Origin of the sequence: Stenotrophomonas sp. Sm2128 (assembly GCF_030985535.1) — a bacterium.
GTDB lineage: Bacteria > Pseudomonadota > Gammaproteobacteria > Xanthomonadales > Xanthomonadaceae > Stenotrophomonas > Stenotrophomonas maltophilia.
Genome location: NZ_JAPTFQ010000020.1, coordinates 42854 through 58927 on the forward strand (window position 1 = coordinate 42854; position 16074 = coordinate 58927).

Here is a 16074-nt window from a genome sequence, read left to right on the forward strand (position 1 = left end):
GTGGATCATGCGTTTTACCCTGCTCGCCTTCGCCCTGGCCGTCGCTCTTCCGGCCGCCCACGCCAGCGCCGCCGAGGCACCGCTGCCACAACTGCGGGCCTATACCGTGGATGCGTCCTGGCTGCAGCCGATGGCGCCGCTGCAGGTTGCCGACCACACCTGGCAGATCGGCACCGAGGACCTGACCGCGCTGCTGGTGCAGACCGCCGAGGGCGCAGTACTGCTGGATGGCGGCATGCCACAGATGGCCGGTCACCTGCTGGACAACATGAAGCTGCGCGGCGTGGCCCCGCAGGACCTGCGATTGATCCTGCTCAGCCATGCGCATGCCGACCACGCCGGCCCGGTCGCCGAGCTCAAGCGTCGCACCGGCGCGCATGTGGCGGCCAATGCAGAAACGGCGGTGCTGCTGGCGCGCGGCGGCAGCAACGACCTGCACTTTGGCGACGGCATCACCTATCCGCCGGCCAGCGCCGACCGCATCATCATGGATGGCGAAGTGGTCACGGTGGGCGGCATCGCATTCACCGCGCACTTCATGCCAGGGCACACCCCGGGCAGCACCGCCTGGACCTGGACCGACACCCGCAATGGCAAGCCGGTGCGCATCGCCTACGCCGACAGCCTGAGTGCACCGGGTTACCAGCTGAAGGGCAATCCCCGTTATCCGCGCCTGATCGAGGACTACAAGCGCAGCTTCGCAACGGTACGGGCGCTGCCCTGCGATCTGCTGCTCACCCCGCATCCGGGCGCCAGCAACTGGAACTATGCCGCCGGCAGCAAGGCCAGCGCCGAGGCACTGACCTGCAACGCCTACGCAGATGCGGCCGAGAAGAAGTTCGACGCGCAGTTGGCCAGGGAAACGGCCGGGACCCGCTGATTCTGTAGCGTCGAGCTTGCTCGACGGAGCCGCAGAGCAGTCGAGCACGGCTCGACTCTGTAAAGAGCAAGTCGGCCGCGAGGAAAGGTGCCGGTCAGACCGACCGGCACCACCACTGGCTGTCAGCCACCTTGCCCGTGCTGGGCGAACGGCTCGGTGCTGCCATCGGTGCGCACCAGCTCGACGGTATACGGCTGCACGTAGCCGTCCGGCATTTCCATGCCCGGCGAACCGGCCGGCATGCCGGGCAGCACCAGCCCGCGCGCGGCCGGGCGTTCGGCCAGCAGGCGCTTGATGTCCTCGGCCGGGATGTGACCCTCGACCACGTAACCGCCGATCTCGGCGGTATGGCAGGACGCCTTGCCGACCGGCACGTCCAAGCGGACCTTGATTGGATTCATGTCATCGGTGTCGCGCACATCGACCTGGAAGCCGGCGGCCTTCAGGTGGTCGACCCAGATGCCGCAGCAACCGCAGCTGGCGGTCTTGTGCACGATGGCGACCGGCAAGGCTGGATCGATCTTGGCCGGGCTGGCCTGGGCCGGTACCGGTGCTTCGCTGGCAACCGGTGCCGCGGAGGATTCTTCGGCGGCACGAGCGCAGGCGGTCGTGGCCAGCACGGTGCCCAGCAGCAGGCCGAGGGAGAGAGTACGGTTCATTGAGTGATTCCTTTGCAGAGGCGGGCAACGTAGCCCGCCGCCCGCGCATCGAAGGCGCGGGCAGAGTCGAGAAGAAGTCGAGCAGCTACGGCAGGCGCGTAGGGCCTGCAGGGAATCACGCGATGGGGGGCCGCAGCGGGTCGAGTCTCGGCGGCGGTGCGCGTTGCTGGGCATTGGCCGGAACAGGCGCCTCGCGCCACGGCGAGGCCGGTGTTCCGTTCAATGTCGCCAGCATGCCAAGACAGGCCGGTGGGCATTCGCACTCACCACTCTGGCAGGCCGCCGGGGCTGCATCATCGCAGCAGCCGGCTGCAGCCATCGCGGCCGAGTGCGGTGCAGCGCAATGCCCCTGGCTGGACGGGCCGCTGTACGAAGACGCAGCGAGCGCCAGCGCCGGTGCATTCAGCACCAGGGCGACAAGCAACATCCATCGCAGCAGCAGGCCAGGCAGGTTCACCGGCCGATGATAGCCGATGCAGGCGCCCTGAACGTGGGGTGGCAACGACCCTGACAGCTTGACAACCACGCGGCCGACTTGCGCGATGCCCCTTGCTATGGCGAGATGGCAATCGTGCCACCCTGCATTGCCACGCCCCTGCCCCTGTCCCCGACACGGAGTTTCCCTCATGAATGGATTCATGCGAACACTGCTTGTGGTGCTGCTGTTGTCGTGCGCGACCATCACCCACGGCGAAGAACCAAGCGAAGATGAAGCAAGCGAACGCGCTGAAGTCTCCCGGCAGGCACAGCAACTGCTGGAGAAGCAGGATTTCGCCAGACTGGAGCAACTCGCCAGTCGTTACCGGGATACGGATCGCTACTTCAGCAGTGGTGTCTGGAAGCTTTCGGCGTACTACGTAGGCATCGGCTATGTCTTCAGCATGAGGAACCGTGACCCGGCCTACTGGCAGGGTCGCGAGAAGCTCGTGCAGGCGTGGATCTCGCGCTACCCCAGGTCGCCGTCGGCGCGCTTGGCCATGGCTGAGATGCTCAGCCGCCAAGGCTGGAGCATCCGCGGCCCCGGCTATGCAAATACGGTGAAGGAAGAGGACTGGGCACCGTTCAAGGCGCTGCAGCAGCAGGCCGTTGACTACCTGCTGAAATACAAGGACATCGCCAGCACGGACCCGTACTGGTACGAGTCGATGGAACACCGGGCGATCGAACAGAGTTGGGATGCAGACCGCTTCTTCGCATTGCATGACGAAGGCATCGCGCGCTATCCGGGCTACTTCCCGCTCTACTTTGCTGCCGTGCGCTATTTCGCTCCGAAGTGGGGCGGCGATCCGGCTGGCCTGGAAGCCTATGCACGCAGGGTCATGGCTGCGGCCCCACCGCAGGACCAATACATGCTGTACGCCCGTATCTACTGGGTCGCCTCGCAGCGGGAGTACGAGGACCGTTTGTTCACCGAGTCGAAAGTGAACTGGCCGACCATGAAACGCGGCTTCGAAGACGTGCTGTCACGTTATCCCTCGCCATGGAACCTGCAATCGTTCGCGTACTTCGCCTGCCAGGCCAATGATCCCGTCAAGGCCCGTGAACTGCTGGCGCAGATCCAGGAACCGATCGTTGGCGCTTGGCGGGATACGGCCAACTATTTCCGTTGCTCCTTTGCTCTGGATGAACCCAACCCACATGCCGAAGGCCCATAGGACTGGATTCATTCACTGCTAGGCGACCGCCGCCATTGCACTCATCCGCACCGGGATCGACTTGGCCGCCGGCGTGCCGCTGATGCGGTCGTAGTAGTCCAGCGGCAACAACGGGTTCAGTTCGGGGTAGTAGCCGGCCAGCGCGCCGCGCGGCATCGGGTAGTCCAGCACGGTCAGGCCCTCGACGCGCCGCTGCACGCCATCGCCGCTGATCGTCTCCAGGCTGACCAGCGCCTCCTTCTCCAGCCCGCGCGCCAGCCGGTCCTCGATGTTCATGAACAGCACCATGCGATCGTTGTACACGCCGCGATAGCGGTCGTTGTAGCTGTAGATGGTGGTGTTGTACTGGTCATGCGAGCGCACCGTGGCCAACCGCAGCATGTCCGGATCATGTACGGGATCGTCCACGTCCAGGCCGGGCATCATCAGGATGTTGGCCTTGCCGTTTGGCGTGGGCCAGACGCGGCGGCGCGGCGGGATGTCCAGATGAAAACCATGCGGCTGCTGGATGCGCTCGTTGAAACCGGTGTAGATCTCCGGGTACACCGCAGCGATCAGCTCACGGATGAGTGCGTAGTCGTGCATGCAACCTGCCCAGTCGACCTTGCTGTGCGGCAGCGCGGTCATCGCCATCCGGCAGACAATCTCGACCTCGGGCAACACATCGGCGCTGACCGGCTCGAGCACGCCGCGCGAGGCGGTCACATTGGACATCGCGTCTTCGATGGTGACGAACTGCTCGCCGGCCGGCGTGACGATGCGCTCCGAGCGCGCCACCACCGGCAGGATCAGCGCATCGCGGCCATGAACCAGGTGCCCACGGTTGAGCTTGGTGGCGATGCCCACGGTCAGGTCCAGCCCACGCATTGCCTCGTACGCGCGCGGCGTATCGGGCACGGCATGGATAAAGTTGCCACCCAGGCCGATGAACACCCTGGCGCTGCCGTCCAGCATCGCCTCGATGGATTCGACCACATGGTGGCCATGCTCACGCGGCGGGTCGAAGCCGAACACCTGCTGCACGCGGTCGAGATAGGCCGGCTTGGGCTTCTCGTCGATGCCGACGGTGCGGTCGCCCTGCACATTGGAATGGCCCCGGATCGGCCCGATGCCAGCACCGGGCTTGCCGAAGTTGCCACGCAGCAACAGCAGGTTGGCGACCTGCTGCAGCAGGCGCGAGCCGTACTGGTGCTGGGTCAGCCCCATGCCGTAGCAGATCACGGTGGCATTGGAGCGGATGTAGATCTCCGCACAGCGACGGATCTGCGCCTGCGAAATGCCGGACACCTGCACGATCTCGTCCCAGTCCTGCGCCATCACGTCTTCGCGCAGCGGCTCCAGGCCCACCGTGTGTTCGGCGAGGAATGCATGGTCGAGCACACGCTCACCCTGCGCCTCGCGCTCGAACATCACCTTCATCATGCCCTTGATCAGGGCCAGGTCGCCGCCGATGCGGATGTGCACGAACTCGCTGGTGATCTCGGTCGAACCGAACGTGGCCATCTGCACCATGTCCTGCGGCTCGGCGAAGCGGATCAGCGCGCGCTCGGGCATCGGGTTGACCGCCACGATCGGAATGCCGCGTTTGCGCGCCTCGACCAGATTGCTCATCATCCGCGGTGAATTGGTGCCGGTGTTCTGGCCGATCACGAAGATCGCCTCGGCATGCTCGAAGTCCTGCAGCACGATGGTGCCCTTGCCCACCCCGATGGCTGGCGGCAGGCCGCGGCTGGTCGGCTCGTGGCACATGTTCGAGCAGTCCGGAAAATTATTGGTGCCGAACTCGCGCACGAAGATCGAATACAGGAACGCCGCTTCGTTGGGCGTGCGTCCGGAGGTGTAGAACTCGGCCTGGTGCGGGCTGTCCAGCGCCTGCAGGTGGCGGCCGATCAGTGCGAAGGCATCGTCCCAGCTGCACGGCACGTAGTGATCGGTGGCCGCGTCGTAGCGCATCGGCTCGGTCAACCGGCCCTGCATCTCCAGCCAGTAGTCGGTCTGCGCCATCAGCTCGGTAACGGTATGCCGGGCGAACAGCTCACGACCGGCACGGAACTGGGTGGCTTCCCAGGCCAGTGCCTTCGCGCCGTTCTCGCAGAACTCCAGCTTCTTGCGTTCGTCGGCATCGGGGAACGCGCAGCTGGGACACTTGAAGCCACCGGGCTGGTTCATCGCCAGCAACGCCTTCGACCCCTTGCCGATCACACTCTGCTGCAGCAGCACCTTGGCGGTGGCTCCGGCGGCACCCCAACCACCGGCGGGCTGGTTGTAGGGCTTGTAACGCGGCGGCTTCTGCTCGGACATGTTCGGGAACCTGACGGGAGGAACGCGGCAACAATGGGCACAACGCGGTCCGGCGGCGCTTTCGGATGCACAGCCAGCCCCACAGTCAAACACGGCCTGCACGGCTTCGCCAGTGGGTGCGCGCTGTTTTCAGCGCAGCCTGCCATGACAACGGTTACACCTGCGTCAGCGCATGGCCACTGCGCTATTCTCGATGGCGTGGGTGGTCCACCACCTGCGTATCTCCCTTGTCCGGACGCGCTGCATGCCTGATTCGACCCCACCGCACACCCCGCCTGCCGGCACGGCCCAGCGCCCGTTGCAGCGCTGGCGCAGCGAGGGGCGACAGCCCCTGGTCGACGTGGTGGCCGAGGAAGTGCCGGTGGCGCTGCGTTACAACGACGTCGCCTTCGCGGTGATGATGGCCACGCCCTGCGACCTGGAGGACTTTGCGCTTGGGTTCTCGCTCAGCGAGGGACTGATTGCTACGCCCTCGCAGCTGCTGTCGATCGACATCCGCCCACAGCTGGAAGGCATCGAACTGCAGATGACCGTGGCCGAGGAGGCACCCGGTGCCGATCTGGACCCCGCCAATGGGCGCCTGCTGCCCGGCCGTGGTGGCTGCGGCCTGTGCGGCACGCGCCAGCTGGAAGAAGTGCTGCGCCCACTCCCGCAGATCCGCGAACGCCGCAGCTATTCCGCCACCGCCCTGCAGCGGGCGGTGGCCACCTTGGCGCAGCACCAGCCGATGAATGCGGCAAGCGGTTCGATCCACGCCGCGGCCTGGGCCGACGCCAGTGGGCGCATCGGCTGGGTACGCGAAGACGTCGGCCGCCACAACGCACTGGACAAGCTGATCGGCGCCCTGCATCACAATGAACACACGATCGAGGGTGGTCTGCTGGTGATTTCCAGCCGGGCCAGCTACGAGATGGTCAGCAAGGCAGTGCGCGCCGGCGCCAGCGTGCTGGCAGCGGTGTCCGCGCCGACCGCGCTGGCGATCGATCTGGCGCGCAGCGCCGGCCTGTGCCTGGTCGGGTTCGCGCGGGAAAGCGGGTTCAATGTGTATACCCATCCCGAACGGCTGCAGGCAGACGACAAGTAGCCCCGAAAACCCCGCGCTGCGCGCGATAGTCGACTGACAGTCGACTCTACCCGGTCGGCTCCATTCAGACCTGCCCGCGCGGCCCGCTGCCACCCGGGCCAGGCCAGATCTCAGCGCAGCGCCACCTTCGGGAAGTCCACCGGCACGTCGAACGCTGCGTTGTAGAGTCGACCGTCAGTCGACTGCTCTTCGTTCAGACCCCCGAAAACCCCGCGCTGCGCGCGATAGTCGACTGACAGTCGACTCTACCCGGTCGGCTCCATTCAGACCGGTCCGGGCGACCACTGCCACCCGGGCCAGGCCAGATCTCAGCGCAGCGCGACCTTCGGGAAGTCCACCGGGACGTCGAATGCTACGTTGATGTAGTTGGTGAACAGGTTGAGCGCGACGTGGGCGAGGATCTCAACGATCTGCTCATCATCGAAGCCAGCCGCGCGCAGCGCCTGCACGTCGCCGTCGGCGATCTGCGCACGCTGCTCAACCACCTTCAGCGCGAAGTCCAATGCCGCCGAGGTGGCCGGATCGCTGGACTGGCCGATCTGCGCGGCGGCCATCTGCTCGCCGCTGGCGCCGGCCTTGCGGCCCAGCGCGGTGTGCGCGGCGAGGCAGTACTCGCAGGCATTGCGGTTGGCGATGGCCACGGCGATCTGCTCGCCCAGCAGCGGCGACAGGCGACCGCCGCCCAGCGCGCCGAACGCACCCCACATGCTCTGCAGGGCAGCCGGCGAGTTGGCCACGGCACGGAACATGGCCGGGGTGGCGCCGAAGGCGGCGTGGACCTGGCCCAGCAGGGCCTGACGGTCGGCGGTGGTGTTGGCGGCATCGATCAGGGGGACACGGGACATGGTGGATCTCCTTGGGAAAGCGCCCGGGATTGGACGACCCGCTCATCCTAGGTAGACTCCCCGGACGAATCAGGCGCGATAAACCACACATGTTGTCCATTCATCCATGAACGTATCCGCCGACGCTTCCGCACCCGACCGCCTCTCCTCCCTGCTGGAACGCTTCCGGGTGCAGGCCGCGCTGTTCCACAGCGGTCCGCTGTGCGGGCGCCACGTCTTCGAGCCGCAGCCTGGTCGTGCCTTCCTGCACATCCTGCGCCAGGGTGAAATGGAGGTCCGTCATCCCGGGGGCGATATCGCGCTGCCCCGGTTGAAGATCGACACACCCAGCCTGCTGCTGTATCCGCAGCCGCTGCACCATGTGTTCTTCAACGCACCGCTGGATGGCCCGGATTTCACCTGCGCCACGCTGGACTTCGATGGCGGCGCGCGCAATCCGATCGTGCAGTCGCTGCCACCGGTGATAGTGGTGCCGCTGGCGGCGATCGGCGAACTGGATGACACCCTGCACCTGCTGTTCGCCGAGGCCGATCGCCAGCGCTGCGGTTCCCGGCTGCTGACCAACCGCCTGTTCGAGGTGGCGCTGATCCAGATCCTGCGCTGGGTGGTGGACCACCCGGATGCGGCTGGCGTCAGCCATGGGCTGATGCGCGGGCTGTCCGATGCGCGGCTGGCCCGTACGCTGGTGGCGATGCACCAGGCGCCGCAGGACGAATGGACGCTGCCGCGCATGGCTGCGACTGCCGGCATGTCGCGCAGCGCGTTCGCGGCCGTGTTCAAGGAGGTGATGCAGGCGACACCGGCCGCTTATCTGCTGGACTGGCGGCTGAGCCTGGCCTGCACGCAGCTGCGGGCCGGCGTGGCGGTCAAGCAGGTGGCGATCGAGGTCGGGTTTGCCGATACCGCCTCGCTGTCGAAGGCGTTCCGCAAGCGGCTGGGGGTATCGCCGAGGGCGTGGCTGGCCTCGGGCGCCGCGCAGGCTGGGCAGACGCGCGAGGAGTAGAGTCGACTGTCAGTCGACTAACGCGCGAAGCGCGGGGTTTTCGTTGTCTGACCGAAGAGCAGTCGACTGACAGTCGACCAGCGCGCGAAGCGCGGGGTTTCGTTCTCTGATTGAAGAGCAGTCGACTAACAGTCGACTCTACCGAAGCGCATTTTCGTGGCCTGACCGAAGGGCAGCCGACTAACGGTCGGCTCTACCACGGGCGATGTCTGCGCGCCGGCTGGCCGCTCAACTGGACGTCCCGTCATTCTCGCTGTCGAAGGCGTTCCGCAAGCGGCTGGGGGCCAGGCTGGGCAGACGCGCGAGGGGTAGAGTCGACTGTCAGTCGACTATCGCGCGAAGCGCGGGGTTTTCGTTGTCTGACCGAAGAGCAGTCGACTGACAGTCGACTCTACCGAAGCGCATTTTCGTGGCCTGACCGAAGGGCAGCCGACCAGCGGTCGGCTCTACCACGGGTGATGTCTGCGCGCCGGCGGGCCGCTCAACTGGACGTTCCTTCAGACTTCGCCAACAACCCGGCGATGCGCTCGGCAACACGGGCGCGCACGCCTTCGTCCAGCTGGCCTTCGTACATCGCCTCGTAGATCCACAGGCCATCGGCGGCCAGGCGCGCCACGAAATTGTCGAGCGTCGTCGGATCGACATTCCCGGCCTCCGGCGCGGATGGTGCCCAGCGCCGTACCGCCGGTCCCCATGGACGCTCGCCCGCCTCCGGGTCGGCCGATTCCAGCATGAACATCAGTTCGGCACGGGTGGCACTCTGCGCCGAGACACGCACGAAGGTCTGGTAACGCTCCAGTGCCGTCGCTTCATCCGCGCGCTTGCCCAGCAGCGTTTCCATCGACGTTTCCCAGGCCTGCACCAGGTGCTCGTCGATGCCGCGCAGCAGCGCCTCGCGCGACGGGAAGTGGTACAGCAGGCCGCCGCGGGTCAGCTTGGCCTCGGCCGCCACCGACTCGAAGGTCACCCCTCGCACGCCATCACGATTGATCACGTTGACGGCGGCGTCGAGGATGCGGTCGCGCTTGCTGGTTCTCATCGCTTCATTTTACGCGATCGGCCGCACCCTCGCGGCTTCCGACGCGGCCGCGCAGCAGGCGCGCCAGGATCGTCGCGCCCATCGCCAACACCGCCGTGATCACCAGCAGCACGATCTGGTAGCCACGGTCATACGCCGCCGCAGTCAATGCGAACCACTCGCCCTGCCCGCTCTCGCGCGCGGCATGCAGCGCCTGGGTGAAGCCTTCACGGGCCAGTGCCGGCATGTCGGCCGAGACCGGCAGGAACGCGCTGTACATCGCGGCGCTCAGGCTGCCCAGCATCGCCACCGCCAGCAGGCCGCCGAACTCATAGGACACTTCTTCCACCGACGAGGCCATGCCTGCGCGGTGTGCCGGCACATTGTTGAGGATGGCGGTGGATGCCACCGAGATGGCCGAACCCATGCCGAAGCCGGTGATCGCCATGCCCGCGACCACCCAACCAAGGCCGTGCGGGAAGCCGAACGCCACCACGCCGACGCCCAGCGCACCTGCGGCCAGGCCGCCACAGATCAGCGGGCGCAGGCCCACCCGGTGCAGGATGCTGCCGCCCAGCAGTGCGCTGGGCAGGCTGCTCAGTGCCGCCACCGAGACCAGCAGGCCGGCCTGCAGCGGCGTGAAACCTGCCACCAGCTGGAAGCGCTGGGTGGTGACCAGCTGCAGGCCGGCCATCGCGAACAGGGTGAACACCGCCGACAGCGTGCCGGCCAGGAACGCCGGGTTGCGGAAGATCGCGAAGTCCAGCAGCGGGTACGGCAGCTGTTGCTGGCGGCGCGCGAACGCCGCACCGCTGATGACGGCCAGCAGCAGCGCGCCTGCGCCCAGCGCATACGACGGCGGCGTAGCGATCAACGACTTGATCGCCAGCACCAGGCCGGACAGTGCCGCCAATGCCAGCACCGAGGACACAAGGTCCCATGGCCGCGAGGTGTCACGCTGTCCTTCCGGCGCCAGCAGCAACGTGGCCACGAACGCGACCACCACCACCGGCACGTTGATCAGGAACACCGAGCCCCACCAGAAGTGCTGCAGCAGCCAGCCGCCAATGATCGGTCCGAGCGCCGCGCCGACGATGGCCACCGAACCCCAGATCGCAATGGCGATATTGCGTTCGCGCTCTTCGTGGAAGCTCAGGCCGATCAGCGCCAACGTGGCCGGCATCATCGCTGCGGCACCGACCGCCAGGAACGCGCGTGCGGCAATCAGCTGCGCTGCGCTGTCGGCGAACGCCGCTGCCAGCGAGGCGCCGCCGAACACCACCAGGCCGATCAGGAACATGCGGCGGTGGCCGATGCGGTCGCCCAGCGTGCCCGCGCCGAGCAGCAGGCCGGCCATCACCAGCGGGTAGGCGTTGATGATCCACAGCGCCTGGCCGGCACTGGCCGAGAGTTCCTCGGTCAGGGTGGGCAGTGCGGTGTAGAGCACGGAGTTGTCGAGCGTGACCAGCAGCAGGCCGGCGGCGACGGTAAACAACAGTGCCCAGCGGCGGGCACGCGACAGGGCCGGAGCACCGGCCAAGGGCTGGGACAAAGCCATGGGAGAACCTGGTGGGGGTGGATTACGATCATAACTATACCGGATGTCCTGTATAGTTATGATCGTCGGAGCCAGCCGATTCAGTTTTTGTAGAGGCGGGCTTGCTCGACGGGGCCGCCAGCCAGGCATGGCCTGGCTCTACTGGCAGACGCTCACCGGCAGTCTTCCGGCAGCGCGGCGATGGCCGATACCACGGCCGCCTGCATGCCCTGCCCCACGGCGGCGTCCAGTTCGCCGCCAATGTCACCATGCTGGCGCCGCAGCTCGTCCTCGCACAGCCCGCGCACGCGCGCGCGGGCATTGGCGCGCAGGCTGCTGCATCGCCAGTCGGTGCCACCCAGCGGCAGCACCGAGTACACCACGCTGTTGCAGGCGTTGCCGGCGCGCTGCTGCAGCGACAGCCCACCGAAATCCCGCGGTTCGCTGCTGCGTTGCGGGTCGAAGTAGCTGTCCGGGAACGTGCGCGCGTACTGTTCGATGTCCACGGCCATGCGGCGTCCACCGGCCAACGGCATCTGCAGCGTCTGTCCGCACGGCGTCGCGTCGGCGCGATGCTGGATGTACTGGTAGATGGGCCGGTCCAGCGATGGATCCTGCTGGGTCACCGCGCTGACTGCCGCCAGCACCGGCAGCGATGCACGATTGGCCATGCGCGCCAGCACTCCCGCCTGCGCCGGCTGGCAGCGGTCACGCAATGTTGCCGCGAGCAGGAACAGCACGTCGTTGCGGAATGCGTGGTCGTCACCCAGGCGCTGTTCGATGCGCTGGCTGGCATCGGACGCCGGTGCTGGAAACGCAACCGCCGGCGGCGCGGTGGGTCCGCGCTGCCGCTGCCACCACACCAGCAGCACCACCGCGCCCACGATCAGCCCGGCAGCCATGATCCATCGCCTGCGCATCAGTTGCGGATCGCCGTCAGCGTGGCTGCCGCGGCATCGTAGGACGCGCTGGCGATGTCCGCGTCGAAACGCTTCACCTGCAGGCGGCCGGCAAGCCGGTACGGATCCCACAGATCGCCCAGCGCGATCGGTGTCGCCAGGGTCACGTGGATGATCTGGTTGGGCGGCGGCGGTGGAACATGGATGCAGGCCCCGTAGAACGGTACGAACAGCAGTTCATCGACCAGTCCGGCATCGTTGGTGCCGAGCGGTACCACGTAGCCATCCAGATCCACCGCGCGACCGTCGACAGCGTCGACCACGCGCGAAGAGCCGAACTGCTTGGCGCGATCCGGGCTGGAATGGTCGATCTCCAGCCCCGGTGGCGTGCCTGAGCCGGTGTCGTCGATCAGGCCACCCACGCCCTCCATCCCATTGCGTGACAGGCCGATCTGAGGGGGTGGGCGCTGGTAGGTGACCTCGTCGGGTCGCAACGCGTCCCAACGGTCGATGAGGGCTTCGGCCGTGGCGGAGGGCGCCGGCTTGTCCTGCGGCGTGACCACCACGGCATCGCCGCCCGGCGCGGTACAGGCTGCCAACCCGACGCACCCCAGCACCAGCAGCAGGCAACTACGGTTCATACGGCCTCAACTGTGCGTCACGCATGGTGTAGGCCGAACCGGCCAGATCGTCGTCCAACCGTTCGGCACGCAGAGTGCCGGCCAGGAAGAACGGCGAGTACATGTCCGGCATCGCGATGGGGCGCGGCAGCACAACGTGCACGATCTGGTTCGGCGGCGGTGGTGGCACGTGGATGCAGGCGCCGTAGTACGGCACGAACAGGAATTCGGTCAGCCGCCCGTCCTGCGCGTTGGCCAGTGGTACCACGTAGCCCGGCAGGCGCACCGGCCGCTGCAGTACCGTGTCCACGGTGCGGAAGGTGCCGAACTGCGGCATGCGCCGGTTGCCGTTGTGCTCGACCTCCGGGCCCTCGCCCCGCTCCAGCGCGGCCAGCTCGTCCTTGGGCATCATCTGCAGCCAGTCCAGTTCCTGCTCTGCCGCATCCGCAGCGTCAGCGCGGTCGACAACCGGCGAGGGTGGCAAGGCCTGCACACCGGTATCCACCGGCCGCTCGCAGGCAACCAGGGCCAGTACCATCGGCAGCGACAGCATCCAGCGCATGCTCAGCCTCCCGGTGAAAGGCCATCGGCCAAGGTGCGCCGGTAAGCGAGCGACGCCGGGACCAGCCCAGCCGCCGCACTGATCGCCAGCACGCCTGCCACCCACGCCAGCTCGCGGCCATCCGGCCAGACATGGGTGATCGACAGGCCGAAGGTGGCCAGGGCCCAGCCGCGCCCGGCAATACTGGCGACCACCAGAAGCGACAGGGCCAGCACGCAGGCCACCGCACTGGTCGCCACCGCCTCCACCACCAGCAGGCCAGCGATGTAACCCGGTCGCGCGCCGGTGGCACGCAGGATGGCCATCTCACGCCGCCGCTCCTGCAGGGTCGAGACCAGCAGCGCCACCAGCGAGACCATGCCCAGCAGCACCACCATCGCAATGATCAGCTGCAACGCCCGCTCGGCGGTGCCCAGTGACTGCCACAGCTGTTGCAGGGTCACGCCGGGCAGGATCGCCAGCATCGCCTCGTCCGGATACTCGTTGATCCTGCGCTGTACCGAGAACGTGGCGATGCGCGAGTTCAGGCCGAGCATGAAGGCGGTGATGCTGGTCGGGGTCAGATCCAGATGACGCGCCTGCTCGGCGCTGACGCGCTGGCTGCGCAGCTGCACGCCCGAACGCCAGTCGACATGGATCGCCTCGATCGCCGGCAGCGAGACCAGCAGCGACGAATCCACCGGCGTGCCGGTGCGTTGCAGGATGCCCGTAACACGGAACGGCTTGTCGGCATGCGTGGCCAGCGTGACCGCGCCGGTGCCGTGTGCCAGCACGATCTGGTCACCGAGGCCGACCTTCTGTGCCTGTGCCACCTCGGCACCGATCACCACGTCATACAGGTCATCGAACGGCCTTCCGCTCGCAAACGCAAGCGCGTGCCCGGCGCCATAGCGGTAGTGCTCGAAATAGCCATCGCTGGTACCGACCACGCGGTAGCCGCGCCAGGAATCGCCCAGCGAAAGTGGCACCGCCCACTTCACCTGCGGCAACGCGGACAGCTCCTGGTAGGACTGCCAGGACACGTTGTTGGTCGGGTCACCGATATGGAACACCGAGTACAGCAGCAGGTTCACCGGCCCCGAACGCGCACCGACGATCAGGTCGGTACCGGACACGGTGCTGGCGAAGCCTTCGTGTGCCTGCGTGCGCACGCGCTCGACGCCCAGCAACAGCACCACGCTGAGGGTGATGACCAGCACGGTCAGGCCCACGCTCAACGCACGGCTGCGCAGGCTGGCCCAGGCAAGCTCAAGCATGGCCGGCACCTGCCTGGTTGATCTGAGACAGGGCAATCGTGCGGTCGAACAACCGCTCCAGGCTGTCGTCATGGCTGACCGCCAGCACGGTGGTGCCGGCTGCCTGGCACTGCGCCGACATCAGCTGCAGGAACGCGGTGGCCGCGTCGCGGTCGAGCGCCGAGGTCGGCTCATCGGCCAGCAGCAACGCCGGGCGGCCGATCAGGGCGCGTGCCGCCGCCACGCGCTGCTGCTGGCCGACGCTGAGCGTGCCTGCGCGCCGCTGCATCAGCGCCGGGTCCAGCTGAAGCGCCTGCAGCAGGCGGGCGATCTCGGCATCCAGCGGGCCGCTGATGCGTGCGCTGCGCAGGCGCGAGAAGCGCAGGCCCAGCGCGATGTTGTCGCGCACGCTGAGAAACGGCAGCAGGTTGAACTGCTGGAAGATCACGCCCAGGTGGTCGGCGCGGAAGCGGTCCCGCGCGGCACCGCGCATCGCCTGCAGCGCGTGGCCGGCGACTTCGATGCGGCCCTTGCCAGGCAGCAGCACGCCCGCCAGCAGGCCCAGCAACGTGCTCTTGCCACCCCCACTGATCCCGCGCAGCAGCACGCTGCTGCCCTGCTCGATCCACAACCGCGGCACGTCCAGCACCAGCCGCCGGCCATAGCCGAACTGCACGCCATCCAGCGCGATCACCGGTCGCATGCTCACGGTGCCAGCACCACGCGCAGGTTGTCCGGGGTCAGCACGCTGCGGTTCTGTCCTCGGGCGGTGGCGCTGTTGACGATCACTTCGTGCAGGCCCGGGAACAGTGCGGGCAGGCGCACGACAATGGCCCGCAGCTCGCCAGGCTTGGCGCAGTGGTACTGCAACGTTGCGCTGAACCCCGCGTGCCGATGCTGACCGGATGGCGGTGCGGCAGCCGTCGCATCGAATCCCTCGGCCTTGGCATCGTTGCCTGAAAGGCGGCAGCCCGCGGCGGTAGGCAAGGTGACCCAGCTGCCGCCCTGCAGCAGCGCAGTCGCACGCGCCAGCGCGGCCTGCTCGGCTGTATTGGCTGGCGGCCGCTCGAAATCAAGGATGCCGATGCCGGGGGCCTGCAGGGCGAATTCCAGCGTTTGCTGGTCCAGTGCAACGTCCACGGTCGCTTGGCCGTGCACGTGCGGCGCGTGCTGGCGGATGTCATGGGCCTGCGCGGCACTGGCAGCCAGCAGCAGGAAAAGAGCAGCAGAACGCTTCATGGGGGAGGCTCCAATTGTTACTATGTAACATTATGGACCACATCCCCACGACGCCCGCAAGGGCCCTGGCCCAGCCGCCAACTTCGGCACGCTGGCACCCCCGCTTCGATCTTGCCGGGGCCTGGCTGTCCCTGGCCTGCGCCGCCCACTGCATTGTCCTGCCCCTGCTGCTGGCCTTCGTGCCGGCTGCGATGATGGCGCTGCGCTCGTTCCAGCATCCCGGCCATGGCGCGATGACATTGCTGTTGATGATGTCGCGCTGGGAATGGCTGTTCGCGCTGCTGGCCTCGTCGCTGGCCTTGGCGAGTACCTCGGCCGGGGTGCACCGGCACGGGCGCTGGCGGCCGGTGCAGCTGGCCTGCGCCGGCGCCATTCTGCTGCTGTCGGCCTCGCTGTATCTGCCGCTGAAGGAATCACTGCTCTGGCATGGCGTGGCGACAGCCACTGGTGGCGTGCTGCTGGCATGCGCGCACATCGGCAACCGGCGCGCGCTGCACAACCGCCGGTAGTGCCGGCCGCTGGCCGGCAGCCCCGGGG

The 16074-nt window shown here is 67.3% G+C and carries 17 protein-coding genes; 5 read left to right on the forward strand and 12 right to left on the reverse strand.

Annotated elements, in window-relative coordinates; genetic code table 11:
- The first annotated feature begins 7 nt into the window (after nucleotides 1-7).
- Nucleotides 8-880, forward strand: coding sequence for a L1 family subclass B3 metallo-beta-lactamase (gene blaL1 / locus O0K41_RS08215; protein ID WP_164221197.1), 873 nt, complete (start codon nucleotides 8-10; stop codon nucleotides 878-880).
- Between the two features lie 122 nt (nucleotides 881-1002).
- On the opposite strand, the gene O0K41_RS08220 is transcribed toward blaL1, so the two are convergent.
- Both O0K41_RS08220 and O0K41_RS08225 read right to left on the reverse strand, forming a co-directional pair.
- Entirely contained in the window at nucleotides 1003-1539 is a 537-nt protein-coding gene (locus O0K41_RS08220; protein WP_164221195.1) for a DUF411 domain-containing protein, read from the reverse strand.
- A gap of 115 nt (nucleotides 1540-1654) precedes the next feature.
- Entirely contained in the window at nucleotides 1655-1996 is a 342-nt protein-coding gene (locus tag O0K41_RS08225) for a hypothetical protein (protein ID WP_080052374.1), read from the reverse strand.
- A 181-nt stretch (nucleotides 1997-2177) separates the two neighbouring features.
- On the opposite strand from O0K41_RS08225, the gene O0K41_RS08230 reads away from it, so the two are divergent.
- A complete protein-coding gene (locus tag O0K41_RS08230) occupies nucleotides 2178-3194 on the forward strand; it encodes a DUF4034 domain-containing protein (RefSeq protein WP_239503517.1) in 1017 nt (338 codons plus the stop codon).
- 18 nt (nucleotides 3195-3212) lie between these two features.
- Here the strand turns inward: O0K41_RS08230 and O0K41_RS08235 are convergent, their stop codons facing one another.
- The gene (locus O0K41_RS08235; RefSeq protein ID WP_164221191.1) at nucleotides 3213-5495 is read right to left on the reverse strand and encodes an FdhF/YdeP family oxidoreductase; all 2283 of its coding nucleotides are present in this window, start codon (nucleotides 5493-5495) and stop codon (nucleotides 3213-3215) included.
- A 244-nt stretch (nucleotides 5496-5739) separates the two neighbouring features.
- On the opposite strand from O0K41_RS08235, the gene fdhD reads away from it, so the two are divergent.
- Complete coding sequence (gene fdhD / locus O0K41_RS08240; RefSeq protein ID WP_164221189.1) at nucleotides 5740-6579, forward strand: formate dehydrogenase accessory sulfurtransferase FdhD; 840 nt, start codon at nucleotides 5740-5742, stop codon at nucleotides 6577-6579.
- Between the two features lie 308 nt (nucleotides 6580-6887).
- Here fdhD and O0K41_RS08245 read toward each other — a convergent pair whose 3' ends face one another.
- Nucleotides 6888-7424, reverse strand: a complete 537-nt coding sequence (locus tag O0K41_RS08245; protein ID WP_049450840.1) for a peroxidase-related enzyme — start codon at nucleotides 7422-7424, stop codon at nucleotides 6888-6890.
- Nucleotides 7425-7530: 106 nt separating this feature from the next.
- Here O0K41_RS08245 and O0K41_RS08250 point away from each other — a divergent pair, with 106 nt between their 5' ends.
- Entirely contained in the window at nucleotides 7531-8427 is an 897-nt protein-coding gene (locus O0K41_RS08250) for an AraC family transcriptional regulator (RefSeq protein ID WP_164223371.1), read from the forward strand.
- A gap of 481 nt (nucleotides 8428-8908) precedes the next feature.
- Here the strand turns inward: O0K41_RS08250 and O0K41_RS08255 are convergent, their stop codons facing one another.
- The 8 genes from O0K41_RS08255 to O0K41_RS08290 form a co-directional block, all read right to left on the reverse strand.
- Nucleotides 8909-9466, reverse strand: a complete 558-nt coding sequence (locus O0K41_RS08255) for a TetR/AcrR family transcriptional regulator (protein WP_088436282.1) — start codon at nucleotides 9464-9466, stop codon at nucleotides 8909-8911.
- A 4-nt stretch (nucleotides 9467-9470) separates the two neighbouring features.
- Nucleotides 9471-11003 (reverse strand): MFS transporter, encoded by a 1533-nt coding sequence (locus O0K41_RS08260; RefSeq protein ID WP_164222843.1) that lies wholly within the window; start codon nucleotides 11001-11003, stop codon nucleotides 9471-9473.
- 152 nt (nucleotides 11004-11155) lie between these two features.
- Nucleotides 11156-11902, reverse strand: coding sequence for a hypothetical protein (locus O0K41_RS08265; RefSeq protein ID WP_164222846.1), 747 nt, complete (start codon nucleotides 11900-11902; stop codon nucleotides 11156-11158).
- Nucleotides 11902-12522, reverse strand: coding sequence for a DUF3299 domain-containing protein (locus O0K41_RS08270; protein ID WP_108269806.1), 621 nt, complete (start codon nucleotides 12520-12522; stop codon nucleotides 11902-11904). Before O0K41_RS08270 ends, O0K41_RS08265 begins: the two co-directional genes overlap by 1 nt.
- On the reverse strand, nucleotides 12512-13063 hold the full coding sequence (locus O0K41_RS08275; RefSeq protein ID WP_108269805.1) for a DUF3299 domain-containing protein: 552 nt from the start codon (nucleotides 13061-13063) through the stop codon (nucleotides 12512-12514). The genes O0K41_RS08270 and O0K41_RS08275 overlap by 11 nt, the downstream gene beginning before the upstream one ends.
- 2 nt (nucleotides 13064-13065) lie before the next feature.
- A complete protein-coding gene (locus tag O0K41_RS08280; protein ID WP_164222848.1) occupies nucleotides 13066-14319 on the reverse strand; it encodes an ABC transporter permease in 1254 nt (417 codons plus the stop codon).
- Entirely contained in the window at nucleotides 14312-15007 is a 696-nt protein-coding gene (locus tag O0K41_RS08285; RefSeq protein WP_049450853.1) for an ATP-binding cassette domain-containing protein, read from the reverse strand. Before O0K41_RS08285 ends, O0K41_RS08280 begins: the two co-directional genes overlap by 8 nt.
- On the reverse strand, nucleotides 15004-15537 hold the full coding sequence (locus tag O0K41_RS08290) for a DUF2796 domain-containing protein (protein WP_088436276.1): 534 nt from the start codon (nucleotides 15535-15537) through the stop codon (nucleotides 15004-15006). Before O0K41_RS08290 ends, O0K41_RS08285 begins: the two co-directional genes overlap by 4 nt.
- A 32-nt stretch (nucleotides 15538-15569) precedes the next feature.
- On the opposite strand from O0K41_RS08290, the gene O0K41_RS08295 reads away from it, so the two are divergent.
- A complete protein-coding gene (locus O0K41_RS08295; protein WP_049450856.1) occupies nucleotides 15570-16046 on the forward strand; it encodes a MerC domain-containing protein in 477 nt (158 codons plus the stop codon).
- Nucleotides 16047-16074: the final 28 nt, after the last annotated feature.